At 60.5% G+C, this 20,350-nt stretch carries 17 protein-coding genes; 11 read left to right on the forward strand and 6 right to left on the reverse strand.

Annotated features, from left to right (window positions below; translation table 11 throughout):
- Window positions 1-67 precede the first annotated feature (67 nt).
- The 4 genes from NSND_RS02720 to NSND_RS02735 form a co-directional block, all read right to left on the reverse strand.
- On the reverse strand, window positions 68-415 hold the full coding sequence (locus NSND_RS02720) for a hypothetical protein (RefSeq protein WP_080877497.1): 348 nt from the start codon (window positions 413-415) through the stop codon (window positions 68-70).
- A 113-nt stretch (window positions 416-528) separates the two neighbouring features.
- On the reverse strand, window positions 529-1,500 hold the full coding sequence (locus NSND_RS02725) for a multicopper oxidase domain-containing protein (RefSeq protein ID WP_080877498.1): 972 nt from the start codon (window positions 1,498-1,500) through the stop codon (window positions 529-531).
- Window positions 1,501-1,669: 169 nt separating this feature from the next.
- Window positions 1,670-2,410 (reverse strand): Crp/Fnr family transcriptional regulator, encoded by a 741-nt coding sequence (locus tag NSND_RS02730; protein WP_159450599.1) that lies wholly within the window; start codon window positions 2,408-2,410, stop codon window positions 1,670-1,672.
- Complete coding sequence (locus NSND_RS02735; protein WP_080877500.1) at window positions 2,367-4,253, reverse strand: transketolase; 1,887 nt, start codon at window positions 4,251-4,253, stop codon at window positions 2,367-2,369. Before NSND_RS02735 ends, NSND_RS02730 begins: the two co-directional genes overlap by 44 nt.
- A 329-nt stretch (window positions 4,254-4,582) precedes the next feature.
- On the opposite strand from NSND_RS02735, the gene pyrR reads away from it, so the two are divergent.
- The 11 genes from pyrR (at window position 4,583) to NSND_RS02795 (ending at window position 17,538) form a co-directional block, all read left to right on the forward strand.
- Window positions 4,583-5,143 carry a bifunctional pyr operon transcriptional regulator/uracil phosphoribosyltransferase PyrR gene (pyrR, locus tag NSND_RS02740; RefSeq protein ID WP_200810463.1) on the forward strand — a complete coding sequence of 187 codons (561 nt, stop codon included), beginning with the start codon at window positions 4,583-4,585 and terminating at the stop codon, window positions 5,141-5,143.
- A gap of 14 nt (window positions 5,144-5,157) precedes the next feature.
- Complete coding sequence (locus NSND_RS02745; RefSeq protein ID WP_080877502.1) at window positions 5,158-6,078, forward strand: aspartate carbamoyltransferase catalytic subunit; 921 nt, start codon at window positions 5,158-5,160, stop codon at window positions 6,076-6,078.
- Window positions 6,079-6,134: 56 nt separating this feature from the next.
- Window positions 6,135-7,427 (forward strand): dihydroorotase, encoded by a 1,293-nt coding sequence (locus NSND_RS02750; protein ID WP_080877503.1) that lies wholly within the window; start codon window positions 6,135-6,137, stop codon window positions 7,425-7,427.
- A 12-nt stretch (window positions 7,428-7,439) separates the two neighbouring features.
- Window positions 7,440-7,943, forward strand: a complete 504-nt coding sequence (locus NSND_RS02755; protein ID WP_080877504.1) for a DUF4149 domain-containing protein — start codon at window positions 7,440-7,442, stop codon at window positions 7,941-7,943.
- Between the two features lie 9 nt (window positions 7,944-7,952).
- On the forward strand, window positions 7,953-9,137 hold the full coding sequence (carA, locus tag NSND_RS02760) for a glutamine-hydrolyzing carbamoyl-phosphate synthase small subunit (protein ID WP_080877505.1): 1,185 nt from the start codon (window positions 7,953-7,955) through the stop codon (window positions 9,135-9,137).
- On the forward strand, window positions 9,130-10,206 hold the full coding sequence (gene sppA, locus NSND_RS02765; protein WP_080877506.1) for a signal peptide peptidase SppA: 1,077 nt from the start codon (window positions 9,130-9,132) through the stop codon (window positions 10,204-10,206). Before carA ends, sppA begins: the two co-directional genes overlap by 8 nt.
- 47 nt (window positions 10,207-10,253) lie before the next feature.
- The gene (locus tag NSND_RS02770; RefSeq protein WP_235000142.1) at window positions 10,254-11,237 is read left to right on the forward strand and encodes a M48 family metallopeptidase; all 984 of its coding nucleotides are present in this window, start codon (window positions 10,254-10,256) and stop codon (window positions 11,235-11,237) included.
- A 21-nt stretch (window positions 11,238-11,258) separates the two neighbouring features.
- Window positions 11,259-14,528: a carbamoyl-phosphate synthase large subunit gene (gene carB, locus NSND_RS02775; RefSeq protein WP_080877508.1), complete on the forward strand. Its 3,270-nt coding sequence runs from the start codon at window positions 11,259-11,261 to the stop codon at window positions 14,526-14,528.
- A 144-nt stretch (window positions 14,529-14,672) separates the two neighbouring features.
- A complete protein-coding gene (gene greA / locus NSND_RS02780; RefSeq protein WP_080877843.1) occupies window positions 14,673-15,149 on the forward strand; it encodes a transcription elongation factor GreA in 477 nt (158 codons plus the stop codon).
- Window positions 15,150-15,229: 80 nt separating this feature from the next.
- Window positions 15,230-16,030: an SAM hydrolase/SAM-dependent halogenase family protein gene (locus tag NSND_RS02785; RefSeq protein ID WP_080877509.1), complete on the forward strand. Its 801-nt coding sequence runs from the start codon at window positions 15,230-15,232 to the stop codon at window positions 16,028-16,030.
- Between the two features lie 359 nt (window positions 16,031-16,389).
- The gene (locus NSND_RS02795; RefSeq protein WP_080877511.1) at window positions 16,390-17,538 is read left to right on the forward strand and encodes an efflux RND transporter periplasmic adaptor subunit; all 1,149 of its coding nucleotides are present in this window, start codon (window positions 16,390-16,392) and stop codon (window positions 17,536-17,538) included.
- 24 nt (window positions 17,539-17,562) lie between these two features.
- Here NSND_RS02795 and NSND_RS02800 read toward each other — a convergent pair whose 3' ends face one another.
- Together NSND_RS02800 and bioA are read right to left on the reverse strand one after the other, a co-directional pair.
- On the reverse strand, window positions 17,563-18,789 hold the full coding sequence (locus NSND_RS02800; RefSeq protein ID WP_080877512.1) for a hypothetical protein: 1,227 nt from the start codon (window positions 18,787-18,789) through the stop codon (window positions 17,563-17,565).
- 174 nt (window positions 18,790-18,963) lie between these two features.
- Window positions 18,964-20,346: an adenosylmethionine--8-amino-7-oxononanoate transaminase gene (bioA, locus tag NSND_RS02805; protein ID WP_080877513.1), complete on the reverse strand. Its 1,383-nt coding sequence runs from the start codon at window positions 20,344-20,346 to the stop codon at window positions 18,964-18,966.
- Window positions 20,347-20,350: the final 4 nt, after the last annotated feature.

Genomic DNA, 20,350 nt, shown 5'->3' on the forward strand with positions numbered 1-20,350 from the left:
CTCCGCAGAGAGCTTCGGATAGACCGCGCCTACTCTGTCTGAACGGTTCAAAAGTCGCAAGCGCTGCTTACCGGGGCAACGGAGCGGGACCTGCGGAAATACAGGACTGCATGATCTCAATCCGGCAACGCATACCGGGAATCAGGCGACGACGCGCGGCCGCCAAGAGATCTTCCGAAGTGACCTGGCCGCCGACCACATCGATCAGCACATGATCAGGGACGCTGTCCGGCTCCACGCGCGTGACGCCGGGAACCTGCGCCAACTCCGCAGCGAGACTCGGGCGGAAAGAGGGACAGTCTTGGCCGGACAAGAAGAGCGCCACGCGCTCGTGCGAGGTGTCGGCATTGGCTGGGCTCGCTAGGCATCCGACGAACAGGAGCGAGCAGCACCGCGTCATCCCATGAAATCGCATCGGCCTCCCCCAAAAACCACACACCCGGGACAATTGGATTGGTCATGATCTGGCTTTCGGATTGTCCGGCCGGCCCTTTCGAGCCGGCCGGTGCATCGATGAACCCGGCTGCGTTACTTCGCCGGCAGCTCCCACGGCACCATCGGCATCAACGGCGCCGGTTTGGCATCCGGTCCGGCCAGCAACACCGCGATGGCTCCTCGCAACGCGCCCGTGAGCGAATGGGTCACCAGCGGATAGGCGCCGGCAGATTCCACCACCACGTCGAAGGTGGCCGCGCTGCCCGGTCCCACCACGTAGGTCTGCACGCCCTTCAAATTGTTGGCGGGATTGCCGCTTTCATAGACGTTGTCCCAAATCTCGCCGATCGGGTGAAACGAGGAAAACTCATTCGGGCCCGCATTGACGAAATAAATCCGCACCCGTTCTCCCGGCTTCGCATCCAATTTCCCGCCGCCCGTCACGAACGGGTGATACTTAAAAATACCGCCGTTGAACATCATGCCGTCGTACTTGCGATCGAACATCGCCTGCACGTCGTTCGGATTCTTGAAATACTCCGATTGCACCAAGACATATTCCCGATCCGCTTTCGGCCAGACCTTGGCGTCTTTGGGATCCACAATGATGGCTCCGAACATCCCGCGCGCGACGTGCTGAATCATGGGCGGGGCGCCGCAATGGTAGAAGAACACCCCCGGCTTCTTCGCCGTGAACGAGAAGCTGTGCGTCTCGCCGGTATTGACGGCGCGGTAGTTCGTTAAGAAATCGACTTCTGCGGCATGGAAATCCATCGCATGGGGATTCTTGTTCGTGTCCGGGTTCGTCAAGGTGAAGTTGACGACATCGCCTTCCGTGACCCGTACCACCGGACCGGGAAACTGTCCGTTGAACGTCCAGGCGGCATACTTCTCTCCGCCTCCGTCGATCACGATGTCCGTCTCGACCGCCGTCATCTTGACCTCATGGGTTTTCGCCTCGGCCGACAGGCCCATGCCGGCCACCAACCCCAATGTCAGCCCCAACAACGACGCCGTCTTGCACCGACCGCGTCCGTGATTCCGTGCACCCTTCTGCTCTTGCATGCCTGCCTCCTATGAAATGGTCCTCGCGCTTTCGGTTCCGCTGCTCTCCGGCATCATCCGTAGCGCTCATATGACGCTCACTTCTTACACCATACGACAACGCATGCCTACAAAATATGACATTTGTCATATTTTAAAAGATTCTTCACTTGTGGTATCGAACAAGCGATTACGTGGAAGCGAGCAGCTTCAAGCGAGGAAGATCACGGACCACAAGGCGGGAAGCGGTTCCGGAGACGAGCCCATCCCGTTTGAAACGCGCGAGGATGCGGATGACCGTTTCGGTCGTGACGCCCACCATATCGGCCATATCCTGGCGGGTCAGGCGTACGGAGAGACGGATGCCTTGCGGCTCCCGCAGCCCAGTTCGCTCGGCAAGACTGGCCAACAACGAGGCCAGCCGTTGATCGGCCCGGTCCAGCGCAAGGATCTTCGCCTTTTCCTGCGCTTCGTTCAACCGGTGCCCCAGGTGACGGATCACTTCCATGGCGGCATCCGGATTCCGGCGCAGCATGTCGAAGTAGGCTTCTTTCCTCATCCGCAAGACGCTGACTTCGCTCATTGGCTGAGCGGTTCCTGGATGGTAAGCGCCGTCGAAGGTCGCCGCATCGCAACAAAACAGGTCACCCGGCATGAGCACTTTCAACATGCATTCCTTCCCGCCTGGGGAGGATTTAAAGCATTTGACCGTGCCTTCCTTGACGATGTGGAAGTATTCGGTGGGGTCCCCTTCGCGGAAGATGTACTGCCCCTTGCCGTAACGGGTTTCCATCATTTCGCCCAGGACCTTTTGGCGATCCTGGGCGCTGAGGATCTGGAGGAGGGGAATCTGATTTAACCCGGCAGGGAAGGCAGGGCCGGATTGTTCAGCGGGAGGCTGTTTTGACGATTTCTTGGGCAGCTTTGACAATCGAGCGTACTCCAATTCCAAAATGATCGACGAGTTCATCCGGCTTTCCGCTGCGCGGAATCTCCCGCACGGCCAGTTTGTGCACCCGCACACCGTCCGATGCGAGCGCGCTCAAGACGGCATCGCCGATGCCTCCGTGCGCATAATGGTCCTCGACCGTCAGGAATCGTCCGCCGGTGGCTCGCGCGCAATCGAGCAACGTCGCCCGATCCACCGGCACGATGCTGTAGAGGTCGACCACGCGGGTCGTGATACCGGCCGCCTTCAATTGATCGTGAGCTTTTAAGGCCTCGAACAACGTCACGCCGGCCGCCACGATCGTCAGCTGGTCGGCAACACTCTGTCGGACCACCTTGGAGCCTCCGATCTTAAACTGCTCATCCAGGCCATAAATCACCGGCGTCTTGGGCCGACCGGCGCGGAGATACACCATGCCCTTATGAGCGGCAGCCGCTTCCACCAGTTTGTACATCGAAAGCGCGTCGGACGGGTACAGCACCGTCACACCGGGCTGCGCCGACATCATCGCCAGGTCTTCGAGCCCCATCTGCGAGGGGCCGTCTTCACCGATGCTGACGCCGACGTGGGTCCCGACTAGTTTAATATTCGACTGGCTGATCGCCGCCATACGAATGAAGTCGTAGGCCCGCGTGAAGAACGCGGCAAAGGTCGCCACAAAGGGAATCTTTCCGCAGGCGGCGATACCGGCCGCAGCGCCCAGCATGTTCTGCTCCGCGATAAAGTTCTCCAGGAAGCGGCCCGGAAACCGTTTGCCGAACTTGTCGCTATAGGTGGAGTTCTTCACATCCGCATCCAGCGCGACCACCTGCGAGTTGGCCTCGCCGAGCGCCAGGAGGGCGGCTCCGAACGCTTCCCGCGTCGCCGCTGAATCACCGAGTTTGTAGGGCGGAGGCGCCATCGTCCCCTTGGCAGGGGCAGCAGCTTTGACGGCTGTCGGCATCGGAATCTGCGGTTGCGTCGAGCCGGGCTTGAGTTGCCGCGTCAACTCATCCAAGGCCTTCTGCGTTTCTTCACCCTTCTTCATGGGCTTTCCGTGCCATTCGGGATGATTCTCCATGAAAGAGATGCCGCGCCCCTTGAAGGTCTTCGCCAACAACACCGTCGGCCGCCCCTTGGTCCGCGCCGCTTCCTCAAACGCTGCCACGAGGGCGCCGATATCGTGACCGTCCACCACAATGGCATGCCAGCCGAACCCGGCCCATCGGGCACGATAGGCCTCCATGTCATGCTGCAACATCGTGGGGTCGCTTTGCCCCAACCGGTTCACATCCACAATCGCGCACAAATTATCCAACGCCGCGTGCCGCGCCACTTCCGCCGCTTCCCAGACGGAGCCTTCGACGGATTCGCCATCGCCCATCAGCACATAGGTCCGGTAGTCGGTCTTGTCGATTGATTTGGCATTGAACGCGAGACCCACTCCGGCCGGCAATCCCTGCCCCAACGAACCGGTGGCCATATCCACGAATGAAAGGCGGGGAGTCGGATGGCCTTCGAGATCCGACCCGAGGGTGCGCAATTTGAGCAATTCCGATGTGGGAAACAACCCGGCTTCCGCCCAGGCCGCATACAGCAGGGGCGCCGCATGGCCCTTCGAGAGGACGAATCGATCGCTATTGGGCAATTTCGGGTTTTTCGGGTCGTACCGCATCACCGAAAAGAACAGGACCGCGACGATGTCTGCGGCCGAACAACAGCTGGAGGGATGTCCGCTCCCGGCTTCAGTCGTCGCCTTCACACTGTCCATGCGAAGGTGCGTCGCCTTATTGGCCAAAGCGGTCAGAAGGTCAGGCGTGGCGGTAGAGGCAGCAGAGGCAGTCATGCGCGATCCTTTCAGGATGGGAGCTGATAAATTCCGGGTGACTGGATGATAGTCGAGAGAGGCGGACCGCCTCTCAACGGCACGAAGCTAACAAATGGCATGCAGGGAGTCAATGAAGGCGTCGTCGTGCAACACAGGCCACACGGGGCACGGAATTCTTGACACGGTAGGGGCAACTCGTTAAGATCGGCTCGCCTTTAATGCTCATCCTGTGAGGTGGGTAAGGAGATCATGACCACACGACACGGCAGCCAGCCGTCCGACAACCCGCACCTTCTCATCCAAACCGATGGGAAGGTTTTTTTATGCCCCCATCGACTGAACCACCTATGACAACCGAACCCACAACTGGCAACCGGCAGGAGCGAGTGGTGATGGACGCCGGCGATATCGCCCGCGCCGTGACCCGCATCGCGCATGAAATTCTGGAACGCAATAAGGGCATCAAGGACCTGGCCTTGGTGGGCATCCGGACGGGGGGCGTGCACCTGGCGCATCGTCTCGTGCGGCGCATCCACGACATCGAGGGCACCCAGATCCCGATCGGCGAATTGGACATCACGCTCTATCGTGACGACCTGTCGCTCCGCAAGGATCAGCCGATCCTCCGCAAGACCTCGGTGCCGTTCAAAATTTCCGATCTCAAGGTGGTCCTCGTGGACGATGTGCTCTTCACCGGCCGCACCATTCGCGCCGCCATGGATAGCCTGATCGACCTGGGACGACCGGCGGAAATTCAGCTGGCGGTACTGGTCGATCGCGGCCATCGGCAACTGCCCATCAAAGCCAATTACATCGGCAAAAATATTCCCACGTCACGAGAAGAGGCCATTGAGGTCCATCTCGAAGAAAACGGGGAAGAGGATCGCGTCGTCATCCTCAGGGCGTAACCGGAGACATTGTCGTGGGGCTCAAACGGAAAGACCTGCTCAGCCTGACCGACCTGTCGGCGGACGACATCACGTTGATCCTGGAAACCGCGGATTCCTTCAAGGAAGTCTCCGGCCGGGAGATCAAAAAGGTGCCGGCGTTACGAGGCAAGACGGTCGTCAACCTCTTCTTCGAGCCGAGCACGAGAACCAGAACGTCGTTTGAATTGGCCGCCAAGCGGCTCAGCGCCGACGTCATCAATTTTTCCCCCTCCTCCAGCAGCGTGGTGAAGGGGGAAACGCTCCTGGATACGGCCCGCAACATCGAAGCCATGCAGGCCGATATCATCGTCCTGCGGCACTCCTCAGCCGGCGCCGCAGAGACCCTGGCGCGGGGCGTCAAGTCTTCGGTCATCAATGCCGGTGACGGGTGGCATGAACATCCGACACAGGCTCTGCTCGACCTGTACACCATCCGCAGCCGGCGAATGGGCTTCGCCGGATTACGCGTCGCGATTGTCGGCGATGTGGCGCATAGCCGCGTCGCCCGCTCGAACATTTTTGCCCTCACGAAACTCGGAGCGGAGGTGCGGGTCGTCGGACCGCCGACCATGATCCCTCTGCAGATCAGCCAGCTCGGAGTGCAGGTGTACCACAACTTGGACGAAGCGCTGCGAGGCGTCAACGTGATCATGATGTTGCGGCTCCAACTGGAGCGACAGGGCCGCGCGTTGTTTCCGACGATCCGGGAATATGCGCGACACTATGGATTGACCAGCGAACGCGTAAAGCTGGCCGAGCCCGGCGCCATCGTCATGCATCCGGGCCCCATCAATCGCGGGGTGGAAATCGCGCCCGACGTGGCGGACAGTCTCTCGTCCGTGATTCTCGATCAGGTGGCGAACGGCGTGGCCGTGCGCATGGGCATTTTGTATCTCATGTCGGGAGCCGGCTGAGCGGGACGAAGCGACTGAATGAATCCTTTTTACCTTATTCTTTTTATGAGCGAACGATGACACTACTGATTCAAGGCGGTCATGTGATCGATCCCGGACGCGTGAACGGCGTGGCGGATGTCCTGATCGAAAACGGAACAATCTCGGCAGTCGGACCGGCACTTACTGCGCCGGCCGGCGCGACAGTCATTCAAGCCAAGGGCCAACTGGTGCTTCCGGGGTTCGTGGATCTCCACGTGCATTTCCGCGAACCGGGTTTCGAGTATAAAGAGACGATCCAGTCAGGAACGGCTGCGGCCGTCGCGGGTGGATTCACCACCGTCTGCGCGATGCCCAACACCAATCCCGTCAACGACAATCAGGCCGTCACCGAATTCATGCTCGAGCGCGCGAAGGCAGCGGGTAACGCCCACCTCTATCCAATCGGCGCCATCACAAAAAAATCGGAAGGCAAAGAACTGGCGGAAATCGGCGATCTGCGCCGCGCCGGTTGTGTCGCCATCTCCGACGACGGAAAGCCGGTGATGAACAGCCTCGTCATGCGACGCGCCATGGAATACGCGCGCGCCTTCGACGTGCCGGTCGTGGACCACTGCGAAGATCTGCACCTGTCCGAGGGCGGGTGTATGAACGAAGGGCTGGTCTCGACCGAACTCGGCCTGCCGGGCATTCCCTCCGCGGCGGAAGATGTCATGGTGGCCCGCAATGTCTCGCTGGCTGAACTGACCGGCGCCCGCCTTCATCTCGCGCATATCAGCACCGCCGGCTCGGTGCGTATGGTGCGGGAAGCCAAGGCGCGCGGCCTCAAGGTGACCGCTGAAGCCTGCCCGCACCACTTCACCCTGACCGAAGAACTGACACGCGGGTACAACACCCACGCGAAGATGAATCCTCCGCTGAGGACCATGCAGGACGTTCAGGCGATCAAGGAAGGACTCCGCGACGGAACCATCGACGTGATCGCGACCGACCATGCCCCGCATGCGACCCAAGAGAAGCAGCAGGAGTTCACCGAAGCGCCCTTCGGCATCGTGGGCCTGGAGACCGCCCTCTCCCTGACGTTGGCCCTGGTGGATGAAGGGGTGCTCACGCTCGAATCCGCGGTAGATAAACTTGCGACCGCGCCGGCCAAAGCGTTCAGTCTCAATGCCGGAACCCTGGCGGTCGGCGCGCCGGCCGACGTCGCCATCGTCGATCCGAACAGGGAGTGGCAAGTCGACCCGTCACGGTTTCGTTCCAAGAGCCGCAACACACCATTCGCCGGCTGGAAGGTGAAGGGACGGGTGACGACCACCATCGTCTCCGGTCGTGTCGTGTTCGAACTCGATCGCTCAGAGCGACAGGCATAGGGATTCGACACGGTGCGCCAAGGACTGATCGCCTGTATTACCTGTGAGCTGCTGGCCCTGGCGGTCTGGATCGGTGGGCTCTTGGTGCTCGTTGCCGCCGTCATCCCGGCCGTGTTCAATACGTTCGGCGGGCAGGACACCGGCGGATTCTTTCTGACCCGCGCCTTCGACGGGTACAACCGTCTGGTGCTCGGATCGGCGGCAATCCTGACCTCGGGAGTCCTGTGGCGGGCCTGGCTGGTCCAGCGGGGCTTGGCGGATGGCGAGATCACCAGAACCGAATGGCTGTTGCTCGGAGCCATGCTCCTCACCGCGGGAGTCATCACGTTTGTGCTACATCCCCAGGCGGCGGCCCTGCAGGCACAGGCCTTTGCCTCCAAAGGAGAGGAAGCGCGGAAAGCGGCGTTCGAAGCATTCTTTCAACTGCACAAACCGGTACGGGCCTTGTATATCGTAAATGTCGGACTCGGAATCGCGCTGCTGACCGTGCGCGTACGATCCTGGGTCCCTCGATAAGGAGTCATCTTGAAGAAAGCGATTCTTGCGCTCGCCGACGGCACCTGGTTCGAAGGACGGGCCCTCGGCGCAGAAGGGGAGACCGGAGGCGAAGTCGTGTTCAACACGGCCATGACCGGCTATCAGGAAGTGTTGACCGATCCCTCCTACCGGGGACAGATCGTGACCATGACCTGTCCTCACATCGGCAACTACGGCGTGACACCGGAAGACATCGAGTCCACCCGGATCTGGGCGGAAGGATTCGTCGTCAAGGAGTCCAGCCGCCTGGCGAGCAACTGGCGCAGCAAGGCTACGCTTCAGGAATATTTGCAGGCCGCGAACATCGTGGCGATCGAGGGCATCGATACCAGAGCCCTCACCACACATCTGCGGGAGAAGGGCGCCCAGCCGGGCGTGATTTCCCACATCGATCTCGATCCGCGTCGCCTCGCCGACAAGGCGCGGAAGGCGCCGAGCATCATCGGACGGGATCTGGCCGCCACGGTGACCTGCGAGCGACGCTACACCTGGACAGCCGGAACCGGCGACTGGGCGCCGAAGCTGACGATGCCCGAGCCCGGCGCCGCGCAGGCAGCCCGAAAAACCTGGCGTGTGGTGGCCTATGATTTCGGCGTCAAACAGAACATTCTCCGGCGGCTCGTCGATGTCGGCTGCGAGGTCACCGTGGTGCCCGCATCCACCCCGGCGAAGGACGTGCTGGCGCTCAATCCTCAGGGATTGTTCCTCTCGAACGGCCCAGGGGACCCGGAAGGGGTGCCTTATGCCATGGACGCGCTTCGGGAACTGATCGGCCGGTTGCCGATTTTCGGCATCTGTTTAGGTCACCAATTGCTCGGCCTGGCGCTTGGCTTCTCCACCTACAAACTGAAGTTCGGCCATCATGGCGCCAATCACCCGGTCATCGACCTCCGGACAAGAAAGGTCGAGATCACCTCACAGAATCATAACTTCGCCGTGCGCTTTCCGATCGGGGCACCGGCGCAAGGACAGGCCATGCCGATTGTGGACACGCCGTTCGGGCGCGTGCAGTTGACCCATACCAGTCTCAACGATGGATCGGTGGAAGGGATGATGTGTCTGGACCGCCCGGTTTTCTCGGTCCAGTATCACCCTGAAGCGGCACCGGGCCCGCACGACTCGGCCTATCTCTTCGAACAATTTGTCGCGTTGATGGAGACACATTATGCATAGGAGCCTGCCCGACGTTGACCTGTCTGCTGTGGCGAACGATCTGCAGCTAAATGCGAGGCCGCATCTTCGTCGCCTCGACATGAACCGCAAAGTCGGACAGGCCCTCAGCCCTTGGCATCTCTGTACCGCGGTTGCCGTGCTTGTCCTGGCCTTGATGCAGGCTGCCTGTGTCACGATCAATCTGCCGCCGGGACCGGGCGCGCTTGAAGAGCATAAAGTCAGCGGGACGGGCAAAGACAAAGTCCTGCTGATGGACGTGTCGGGTGTGATCAGCTCCGAAAATAAGGACGGGTTTTATTCCTCACCCGGCATGCTCGCGACCGTGAAAGAAGAGCTGGAGCGGGCCACGAAGGATGAGCGCATCAAGGCCGTCGTGCTCCGGATCAACAGTCCGGGCGGCACCGTCACGGCCTCCGACATCATTTATCACGAACTCAAGTCGTTCAAGACCAGCCGGAAGATTCCGATTGTGGCCTCCATCATGGATGTGGGCGCCTCCGGCGGGTACTACATTGCGGCTGCAGCCGATACCGTGCTCGCTCATCCGTCGACCGTCACCGGCAGCATCGGTGTGATCATGTTGACCGTCAATGCCAGAGGGCTGCTCGAAAAGGTCGGCGTGGAGACCAACGCCGTCACCTCCGGACCGCGCAAAGATATGGGCTCGCCCTTCCGGGCGATGCTGCCGGAGGAACGCGCGATATTCCAAGGCGTCATCGACGGCTTCTACCAGCGATTCCTCCAGGTCGTGCAGGACGGTCGCCCGAACATGAACGGCGAGACCATCAGGAAGCTGGCCGACGGCCGGATCTATTCCGGCGAGCAGGCGAAAGCCTCCGGGCTGGTCGATGACATCGGATATCTCGAGGACGCCATCGAGCTGGCGAAAAAGAAAGCCGGCCTGACGGAAGCGCGAGTGGTGACCTATCGCAGACCGGGCGAATACCAGAACAATGTCTACTCGCGCTTGGTGGCGCCGGCGCCGAGCCTGGCCAGTCTGGCGAACATCGATGTGCTCTCGGTCGTGCGAGGCGGGTCTCCGCAGTTCATGTATCTGTGGATGCCCTGAGACGGTGAGTTGCATCCCGCGCCTGGTGCTGATTGAATGGAGTGGACATGATGCATCCATCAGGCCGACATTCAATCGACACCCTACTCGACACCCCGATGGGAAGACGGGCGGCCCTGGCGCTGGGAGTCCGCGCCGCCTATCTCCTTTCGACGACGTTGGGGCTCGGTGCGGCGTCAGGCCTGATGCAATCGCTCGCGGGTTGCCAGCGGGCGCCCGGCACCGCGCGGGAACAGTTCATCTATATTTCGGAAGAAAAAGAAATGGCGATGGGCCTCTCGGCCTTTCGAGAAGTGCTCCGGCAGGCTCCCTTGAGCGACAATCCGGAGCTCAACGAAATGGTGCATCGGGTCGGGAATCGCATCGCCAAGGCGGCAAATAAGCCTGAGTATCAGTGGGAGTTCGCGGTTATTCAGGACGATCGCACGATCAACGCCTTCGCGCTTCCCGGCGGCAAGGTGGCGGTGTTCACCGGAATTTTGAAGGTCACGAAAACTGAAGACGGGTTGGCGACCGTCATGGGCCATGAGGTCGCGCATGCCCTGCAGCGCCATGGAGCGGAACGGATGAGTCGCAGCGTGCTCGAACAGATCGGACAATTGGCGGCCTTGGGCGCCGGCGCGGCCGCGGGTCGCCCGGATGCGGCCATGGCGGCCATGACCGTCTACGGTGTCGGAGTGTCGTTGCCCTTCGACCGCCGGCAGGAATCGGAAGCGGATTTCATCGGCCTGCGCTTGATGGCCGAAGCCGGGTACGACCCGCGCGAAGCGGTCGCCTTCTGGGAACGGATGAGCGGCTGTCCGCGCGCCATGATCAATAAACTCTGTTTCCGCTCGCAGCAGGCCATTCCGGAATTTCTCTCGACCCATCCGTCCGATGTGACTCGTATCAATCAGATCGAGGCCTGGATCCCGGACGCCATGAAACACTATCATCCCGCAGGAAAGGTCCCGGCGATCCCGTCCGGACCGATCCAACCCTACCGGCCACCGGTGGGGCCCATGCCCGAGGCGCCTCTGCCGACCGGCTAACTTCTTGAGTTGAGGTCAATTGTGCCACGACGGACAGACATCCGCTCCATTCTTCTGATCGGTTCCGGCCCCATCGTCATCGGGCAGGCGTGTGAATTCGACTATTCAGGCACGCAGGCCTGCAAGGCCCTCAAGGAAGAGGGCTACCGCGTGATCCTGATCAACAGCAATCCGGCGACGATCATGACCGACCCGGATTTTGCGGACCGCACGTATATCGAACCGATCACGCTGGACGTGGTCGAGAAGGTCATCGAATGCGAACGGCCCGATGCGCTCCTCCCCACCATGGGTGGACAGACGGCGTTGAACACCGCCATCGGTCTGGCCAAGCGTGGTGTCCTCGAAAAATACGGCGTCAGATTGATCGGCGCGTCGATCGCGGCCATCCATAAGGCCGAGGATCGCGATGCCTTCCGACAGGCCATGTGGAAAATCGGCCTGCGGGTACCCGACAGCGGTGTGGCAACCTCCCTGGCCGAGGCCGAGCGTGAACTGGAACGGATCCGCTTCCCGGCGATCGTGCGACCGTCGTTTACCATGGGCGGCACCGGCGGCAATATCGCCTACAACATTGAAGAATTCCGGACGCAGGTGGAATGGGGCCTGTCCATGAGCCCGGTCCGCCAGGTACTCATCGAGCAGTCCGTCATCGGATGGAAAGAGTTCGAACTCGAAGTGATGCGCGACCTGAAGGACAACGTGGTCATCATCTGCCCGATCGAGAATCTCGACCCGATGGGGGTGCACACCGGCGACAGTATTACGGTGGCCCCGGCCCTCACCTTGACCGACAAAGAATATCAAATGCTGCGCGATGCGGCCGTGCGCATCATTCGTGAGATCGGCGTCGACACCGGCGGAGCCAACATCCAGTTCGGCCTGAACCCGGTCAACGGCGAAATGGTCGTCATCGAGATGAATCCGCGCGTCTCCAGAAGCTCGGCCCTGGCGTCGAAAGCGACGGGATTTCCCATCGCCAAGATCGCCGCCAAGCTGGCCGTCGGGTACACCCTCGACGAAATCACGAACGACATCACCGGTGTGACGAAGGCCTCGTTCGAGCCGACCATCGATTACGTCGTCGTCAAGATTCCACGCTTTGCCTTTCAGAAATTCCCCGGAGCCGATCCCACGTTGACCACACAGATGAAGTCGGTGGGCGAAGTGATGGCCATCGGACGCACCTTCAAGGAATCGCTGCAGAAAGCGATCCGGTCCATGGAAGTCGATCAATTCGGATTCAGCTCGAAGATGGGGCTGGATCTCGCGGTGCCGCCCGGCCTCGACCGGGAAGAGGCCATGGAGCAGGTCCGCAAGTCGGTGCGCACTCCGCTACCCGACCGGCTGTGGCGGCTGGCCGACGGCATGCGCCTCGGCATGCCCAATCAGGAATTATTCGCGCTCACCAAGATCGACCCCTGGTTTCTGGAGCAGATTCGTGAACTGATCGACTTCGAGGCCCGACTCGTCGCGGAACGGGCGACACTCGGCGCCACAGGTCTGCGGCCTGATCTTCTGATCGAGGCGAAGGAACTGGGATTCTCCGACCAGCGCCTGGCTCAACTCCTGGGAGTGGAACAACAAACCGTTCGCGGCTGGCGGCGGACACTGAGCCAAGGGGCTCAGCCGCGGAGCGTGACGTACAAGCGGGTCGATACTTGTGCGGCCGAATTTGAAGCCCATACGCCATATCTCTACTCGACCTACGAGCGGGAATGTGAAGCCCGGCCGACCGACAAAAAGAAAGTCGTCATTCTCGGCGGCGGACCGAACCGGATCGGGCAGGGGATCGAGTTCGACTACTGCTGTGTGCACGCCGCCATGGCCCTGCGGGAAGAGCAGATTGAAACCATCATGGTCAACTGCAATCCGGAAACGGTCAGCACGGATTATGACACCTCCGACCGTCTCTACTTCGAGCCGTTGACGGAAGAAGACGTGCTGAACATCGTGGAGCGGGAACAGCCGATGGGTGTGGTCCTGCAATTCGGAGGACAGACACCCTTGAAACTGGCGCTCTCCCTGTCCCGCGCCGGGGTCAGGATTCTCGGCACCAGTCCGGATGCGATCGACCGGGCGGAGGATCGCGCCCGCTTCCGTGAGTTACTCGATAAACTCGGGTTGCGTCAGGCCGAGAGCGGGATGGCCCACTCCGTCGAAGAAGCGTTGACGATCGCCGCAGAGATTACCTATCCCGTGATGGTGCGGCCGTCGTATGTGCTCGGCGGACGCTCGATGCAGATCGTGTATGACGAAGCGGGATTGCTCCACTACATGAACACGGCGGTCAAAGCATCGGAGAAACATCCGGTGTTGATCGATAAATACTTGCGCGATGCCATCGAAATCGACGCGGACGCCATTTCCGACGGCACGACCGTGGTCGTCGCCGGCATCATGGAGCACATCGAGGAAGCGGGCGTTCACTCGGGCGACTCGGCCTGTTCGCTGCCTCCCTACACGCTGGATGCGACGATCATCGAAGAGATCCGGCGGCAAATGACGGCGCTCGCCTTGGAACTCGGTGTCATCGGTCTCATGAATGCACAATTCGCCGTGAAGGACCGGACGATTTATGTCCTGGAGGTCAACCCGCGCGGCTCACGGACCGTGCCGTTCGTCAGCAAGGCGATCGGCATCCCGCTCGCCAAATTAGCGATGAAGGTCATGGTCGGCAAGTCGCTACAGCAGCTGAACTTCACCACCGCTCCGACGCCGACACATCTCTCAGTGAAGGAAGCCGTGTTCCCATTCACGAAGTTCGCAGGCGTGGATGTGCTCCTGGGCCCAGAAATGAAATCCACCGGGGAAGTCATGGGGATCGACAGCGACTTCGGGTGGGCTTTTGTCAAATCCCAGGCCGGCGCCGGTGCCATTCTGCCGACCTCCGGCACCGCCTTCCTCAGCGTGAAGAGCGAAGACCGGGCAGGGGCCTTCGATGTCGCGCGGCGGCTCGTGGCGCTGGGCTTCCGTATCACGGCCACATCGGGCACTGCGCTGTACCTGAGCGAACAAGGCCTGTGCGTGGACGTGGTGAACAAGGTCCAGGAAGGACGGCCGCACATCGTCGATCATATCAAGAACGGCGAGGTGGCATTGGTGGTCAATACAGTGCGTACCGCTTCGGCTCAGACCGATTCACTGTCCATTCGACGCGAGGCCCTGCACAAGGGCGTGCCGTACTACACCACGATGCGCGGAGCCCTGGCTGCGGTCATGGGGATCGAAGCCTTATTGAAAAAGGGGCTTGCCATTCGAGCGTTGCAGGAGTATCACCGGGTGCATTGAGCGAAGCGTCAAGCAAACAGGCAATTGACAACAGGTTCCAGGATGGCGGTCGAACATCAACTGCCTTCCTGGATGCGGGGCGACCGGAAAGACCACCGACACGCAATACGAAAAACCGGTTTCAATGGTCATCGGGGGGAAGATATGCCGACACCGATTACGAGAAAAGGATACGAAGCGCTGAAAGCCGAATTGGACCGACTGCACAAGGTCGAACGACCGCGGGTGATCGAGGCCATTGCGGAAGCTCGTGCGCATGGCGACCTCAGCGAAAATGCAGAATATGACGCGGCCAAGGAACGCCAGGGCTTTATCGAAGCGCGGCTGGCCGAGCTGAAGGGCAAACTGGCCGACTGCCGGATCATCGACATTGCGGGGCGCACCAGCGAAACGGTCGTGTTCGGCGCCACCGTGGTGCTGATCGAGCAGGAGGCGCAAGCCAAAAAACAATATACCCTCGTGGGGCAGGATGAGGCCGATTTAAAATTTTCCCGCATCTCCGTCCAGTCGCCCGTCGGACGCGCCCTCATCGGCAAGCGGGTAGGGGACATGGTGGAAGTCACCACGCCCGCGAAGGTCGTCGAGTACGAAGTAATGGAAATCCGTTTCGAAGAATTATAGCCGCCGATGTCGACTCTGATCCCGCCACACCATTCAATCTGTCCTGAACCACCCTCCAGCATCCGGGTCTGGTCTTTGTCATGCCGGTAACGATCCCGCTCATCACGCTGCTGACGGATTTCGGCGAGCGCGACTATTTCGTCGCCAGCATGAAGGGCGTCATCCTCAACATCAATCCCCAGTCCCGGATCGTGGATCTTTCCCATCAGGTCACGCCGCACGATGTGGCGGATGCCGCGTACCTTCTCAAGTCCTGTTATCGCTATTTCCCGGACGGAACGATCCATGTGGCCGTCGTGGATCCCGGCGTCGGCGGCACCAGGCGGCCGCTGCTCGTGTCGTCGTCGCGCTATGTCTTCATCGGACCGGACAACGGTCTGTTCACCCACATCTATGAGGAAGAACAGAGCGTCGAAGTGCGACAGATTGAGAACCGTCAGTATCGATTGGACTCCGACGGGGCGACGTTCGATGGGCGCGATCTCTTCGCGCCGGCAGCCGCCTGGTTGACCAAAGGCCAACCGATAGGCTCGTTCGGGCGACTCGTGCCGAACTACGAACGCCTCCCGATTGCGGAACCGGCATGGGACAAACATGTGATGGCGGGACACATTCTCTACATCGATCGGTTCGGCAATCTGATCTCCAATCTCACGGCCTACCACCTCAAGGAAGTGCGTGGTCTGACCAAACGCCCCGAGCCCTATATCCGCATCGGCGGGATCACAATCGACGGGATGGTGCGAAGTTACGCGGAGGGTTCGCCCGATACCCCCCAGGCCCTGATCAACAGCAACGGATATGTGGAAGTATTTCTGAAGGAAGGACGCGCTGCCGACCGCTTGAAGGTCGACCGCGGCCAGCGGATCGAACTCTGCTGAGTACATCACTCGCCGGTCACCGAAACAGCCCATCCCGCCAGACATGCGGTCGCCTCGATTGACAGGCAAAAGACGTCGATGTTTCAATGACACAGTTGGCGAGTAGGCCGGGACGAATGAGTTGGTCTTCCCGGAACATGCTGATCTCCTTGCGTATCTGCCCGCAGACCGTTCGGATCACAACGTTCCCCTTCGTCCTAGCCGGCTGCTCCTGCCCCTTCAGCAACATGCATCGAGGAATCATGAGTGAATCTGTACGGAGCAGGCCCCCTCAAGCCGACCAGCCGATGTCTACCGCTGTCATGCGCTTGCCTTCTGCGACAAGACGACCGATACGGGACCAGCGAAAACGGAATGCCATGAAACAACTGCTCTGCCAACTGTCGCTCATTCTTGTCGGCCTGACGTTGACTGGCTGTACGCGGCCTGATCCACCCGCCCCGTCGTCGAAAACCGTTCAACCGCCGGTCGTCGCCAGCCGCCAACCTGATATTCAATCGATGCTGATCGAAACTCCGCCCTCGCTTCCGGCCTTGACCCTGTCGGCCAGAGTGACCTATGCCGAGGATGGGTTTTCCAGAATCTCATCCCCTCTCCAGGGACCGGTGCTGGATGTGCGGGTAAAACTCGGCCAAGCCGTCAAAGCCGGCGACATCTTGATGGTCATCGATGCGGCCGACATCGCCACCGCCTACGCCGCCTATGTCGAGGAGATATCCGAGCTGGGACTGGCCGAACGCAACTACGAATTGACGAAGGACCTGTACGACGCCCAAGCCATGTCCCTGAAGGATCTGGAACATGCGGAGAACGATCTGAACCGGGAACGGGCTGAATTCAAGCAGGCGAAAGGACGGCTCCTGTCTCTGCGCGTGCCGGCGGCCGAACTCAGCAAGCCGCTTGCGCAACAACAAATCACGTCACGGTTCGAACTGCGCAGCCCGTTGACGGGAACCGTGGTCGAGCGCAATGTGACACCGGGACAAATTGTAGGCCCTGCTTCGGACACGCCGTTGTTTACCGTCGCCAATCTCGACCGTTTGCAGGTCGTCGCGGATGTGTATGAACATGACCTCTCGGGGATTCGTGTCGGAGCGGTCGCGCCCATGACCGTCGAGGCCTACCCTGGCATCGAGTTTCCCGCCACGATCAGCGTGATCGGCGATGTGGTCGATCCGGCCACGCGCACCATTAAAATTCGCGCGTCCGTGTCGAACGTGGATCGTCGCCTGAAACCGGAAATGTTTGCACGAGTGACCATCGCGGGCCACACCATGCGCCCGAAGATTGTCATCCCGAAACAGGCGATCCTTGAACGCTCCGGCAAACAATGGGTGGTGGTGCAGCATGACGCCGGCCGGCTTGAGGAACGCGCCATCAATATCGACAGCGTGATCGGTAATCAGGTGACGATTCGAGAGGGGCTGACGACCGGCGAACGAATCTTGCTCACGCCGTCGACCACCAATCACCTCGCGGCTGGCGACACCTCAGCCGGTGGAGCGTAGCGAAGCAGGACTTGGGGGAGGGGGCTACAGAGAGGCCACCAGAATACGCACGAGCCCGGAGAGATCCTCGGTATCGAGCCCTGCCACAGTCCGATTGGTCGTGTTGGTATAGGCGGCTTCCAGAGAAATCGTCGTGGGATGGCCGTAAATCGGGGCTAGATGCAACGCAAACATCCCCTTGCCCACGATGCTGTTCGTATCGATCAGTCCATCACTCGAACTGGTGCTTGTATACCCTCCCATCGCACTGACCAATAGCCGCTGACTTTGTTTGTACAGCAACGACAGGGACGCCATGGGCGTCTGAATCGTCGCGCCTGACCAGCTCTGGGTCTCTGTCCGGTAGCTCAGCGTGGGAGCAAGGGTCAGGGTGTTCATGGGCCGATAGGTCGCCACCAGGGTCTGGGCAAAGGCGGTCGATTGGGAGCCCCCTCGCGTCTCGTCGTTCGTCAGGATATAGCTCGATGAGAGCCGCGCGTTCCACGTGAGCCCTGTATAGGAGAGCGCGGCTTCCATACTGTTGCTCTGACTCCGTTGCGGGATAGACCCACTGGGGTCGAAACTGCTCGCGAGGGCGCTTCGTGTATAGGTCAGACTGAGTTCGGGCCAAGCCGTCTTGGCCACCGCGAGACCGATTCGATTGAAGGTGTGTTGAATCCGTGCCCGGGTAGGATCCAGGTCGACATTATTCCAGGTCTGACCGGAGGAACTTCGAAGCTTGGCAATCCCCATCCCCCATTCGCCCCACATTTCACGCACCGTCTGATCGGGTGAATTGAAGAACGCCTTGCCGGCCGACCGATAGTTGATGCCGTAGCGAAACTGACCGTTCGTGCCCGTTAGCGCCATGCGCACCATCCGTTTGGTCCCGTCATCCCGCTGATCGATGCGAGAGGGAATACCCGCATCGTTCGTCGCATTGTTGGCCACCTCGCCTTCCGTCGTGAGCTGCCCCTTGAAGAATGTCGACGCGGCCACCACGCCTTTCGTCTGCGGCCGTTCTGAATCGGGAACCAGGTCTTTCAAACGCGTCGACGCGGTCGGCGGCGCAAAGGAGGTGGTTTGAAAAGAGGCGTGCAGCACCGGAGACGCGATCGAAAATGGAATCGCCGATGAACCGGACTCGCGGGCGGTATCCGTGAACTGAATCCGTTGCAGGAGGAGATCCGATTGCTGGGCCTCCTCCGCCTGAGCCGTCAACGGGAGGGCCACAAGCAGGAGCCAGCCCCACGACATCAGACGGCGTGTCATGCTGAAAAATCCGTCGAGAGGATGTCGTGGCGCAGCATGAAATCAAGTCTAGCACTCGATTCTCAGCCGCCCGGGCGCCGGCGTGGGTGCACAAAAACCGTCGAGGGATGTTCATCGGCGAACGCGTGACGCCGCGTTCCAGCAGGCAGGAATCAGCCGTAATGACGGGACGTTCTACGCCGGAGATGCACTGCCTTCGGTCACATCAACGATGGCGCTGTGCAAAATTGCCACCATCTCAGTCAATTCCTGAGGGCTCGTAGAGAGGGGAGGGACCAGTGCGATGACGTTGCCGAGGGGTCTCATCAGAAGCCCGCCTTTCCGGCAGGCCTGGGCCACGCGATGGCCGATACGCATTTCAAGCGGATAGGGAGTGCGCGTCGTGCGATCCTGCACCAATTCGATTCCGACCATCAAACCACATTGCCGTATCTCGCCCACATGACTCAGCGAGGTCATCGGACGCAGCAGACGCGTGAGCAATTTGGTCTGCTTTCGAACGTGCAGGAGCGTCTTCTCGCGACGAAAGATGTCGAGGTTGGCCAGGGCCACGGCGCAGCCCAGCGGATTGCCCGTGTAACTATGCCCATGGAAGAACGTTTTCCATTCGTCATACCGTCCCAAGAAGGCGCGATAAATCTCCTCCGTCGCCAGGGTGGCTGCCAAAGGCATGTATCCGCCGGTCATGCCCTTGCTGATCGCCATGAGATCCGGCGTCACACCTTCATGCTGACAGGCGAACATTTTGCCCGTGCGACCGAAGCCGGTCGCCACTTCATCCGCAATCAACAACACGTTGTACTTCGTGCACAGCTCACGCACGCGGGTGAGGTATCCGGGCGGCGCGGTCAACATCCCCGCCGCCGCTTGCACGAGCGGTTCGAGAATGACCCCGGCCAGTTCGCGATGACGGGCCTTCAACAGCGACTCCAGCGGATCGATGCAGGCCATGCGACAAGCGGGATACGTCAGGCGCAGCGGACAACGATAACAATAGGGCGGATCCACCTCGAGCGTCGGAAACAGGAGGGCTTTAAACCGCGCATGAAAGAGCTCGATGTTCCCCACGCTGACGGCACCAACCGTGTCCCCGTGGTAGGCCAGTTTCAAATGAAGAAAGGAGTTCTTGGGTCCTACGGACGGCTGCCGCTGTTGCCAGTATTGCACCGCCATCTTCAGTGCCACTTCGACCGCCGTGGAGCCGTTGTCGGAATAAAACACCCGTCGAAGTCCCTTGGGCGCGAGACGGATCAATTCCCGCGCGAGACTAATGGCCGGCGGATTGGACAGGCCGAGAAACGTGGAGTGCGCGATCTGCCCAAGCTGCGTCGTGAGGGCGCGATCCAATCGCGGATGCCGGTGACCGTGAATATTGACCCAGATGGACGACGTGCCGTCGAGATACTTTCGGCCCTCCGTATCGATGAGGTAGGAACCTTTGCCCTTGTGGATGATCAGGGGCTCCTCCTGCTCCCATTCCTGCATCTGCGTAAACGGATGCCACAGATAGGCATGGTCCCAGGCGGCAAGTGGAAGGCGCTTGGATGGTCGAGTCATGATG

Source organism: Nitrospira sp. ND1 (assembly GCF_900170025.1).
Lineage (GTDB): Bacteria > Nitrospirota > Nitrospiria > Nitrospirales > Nitrospiraceae > Nitrospira_A.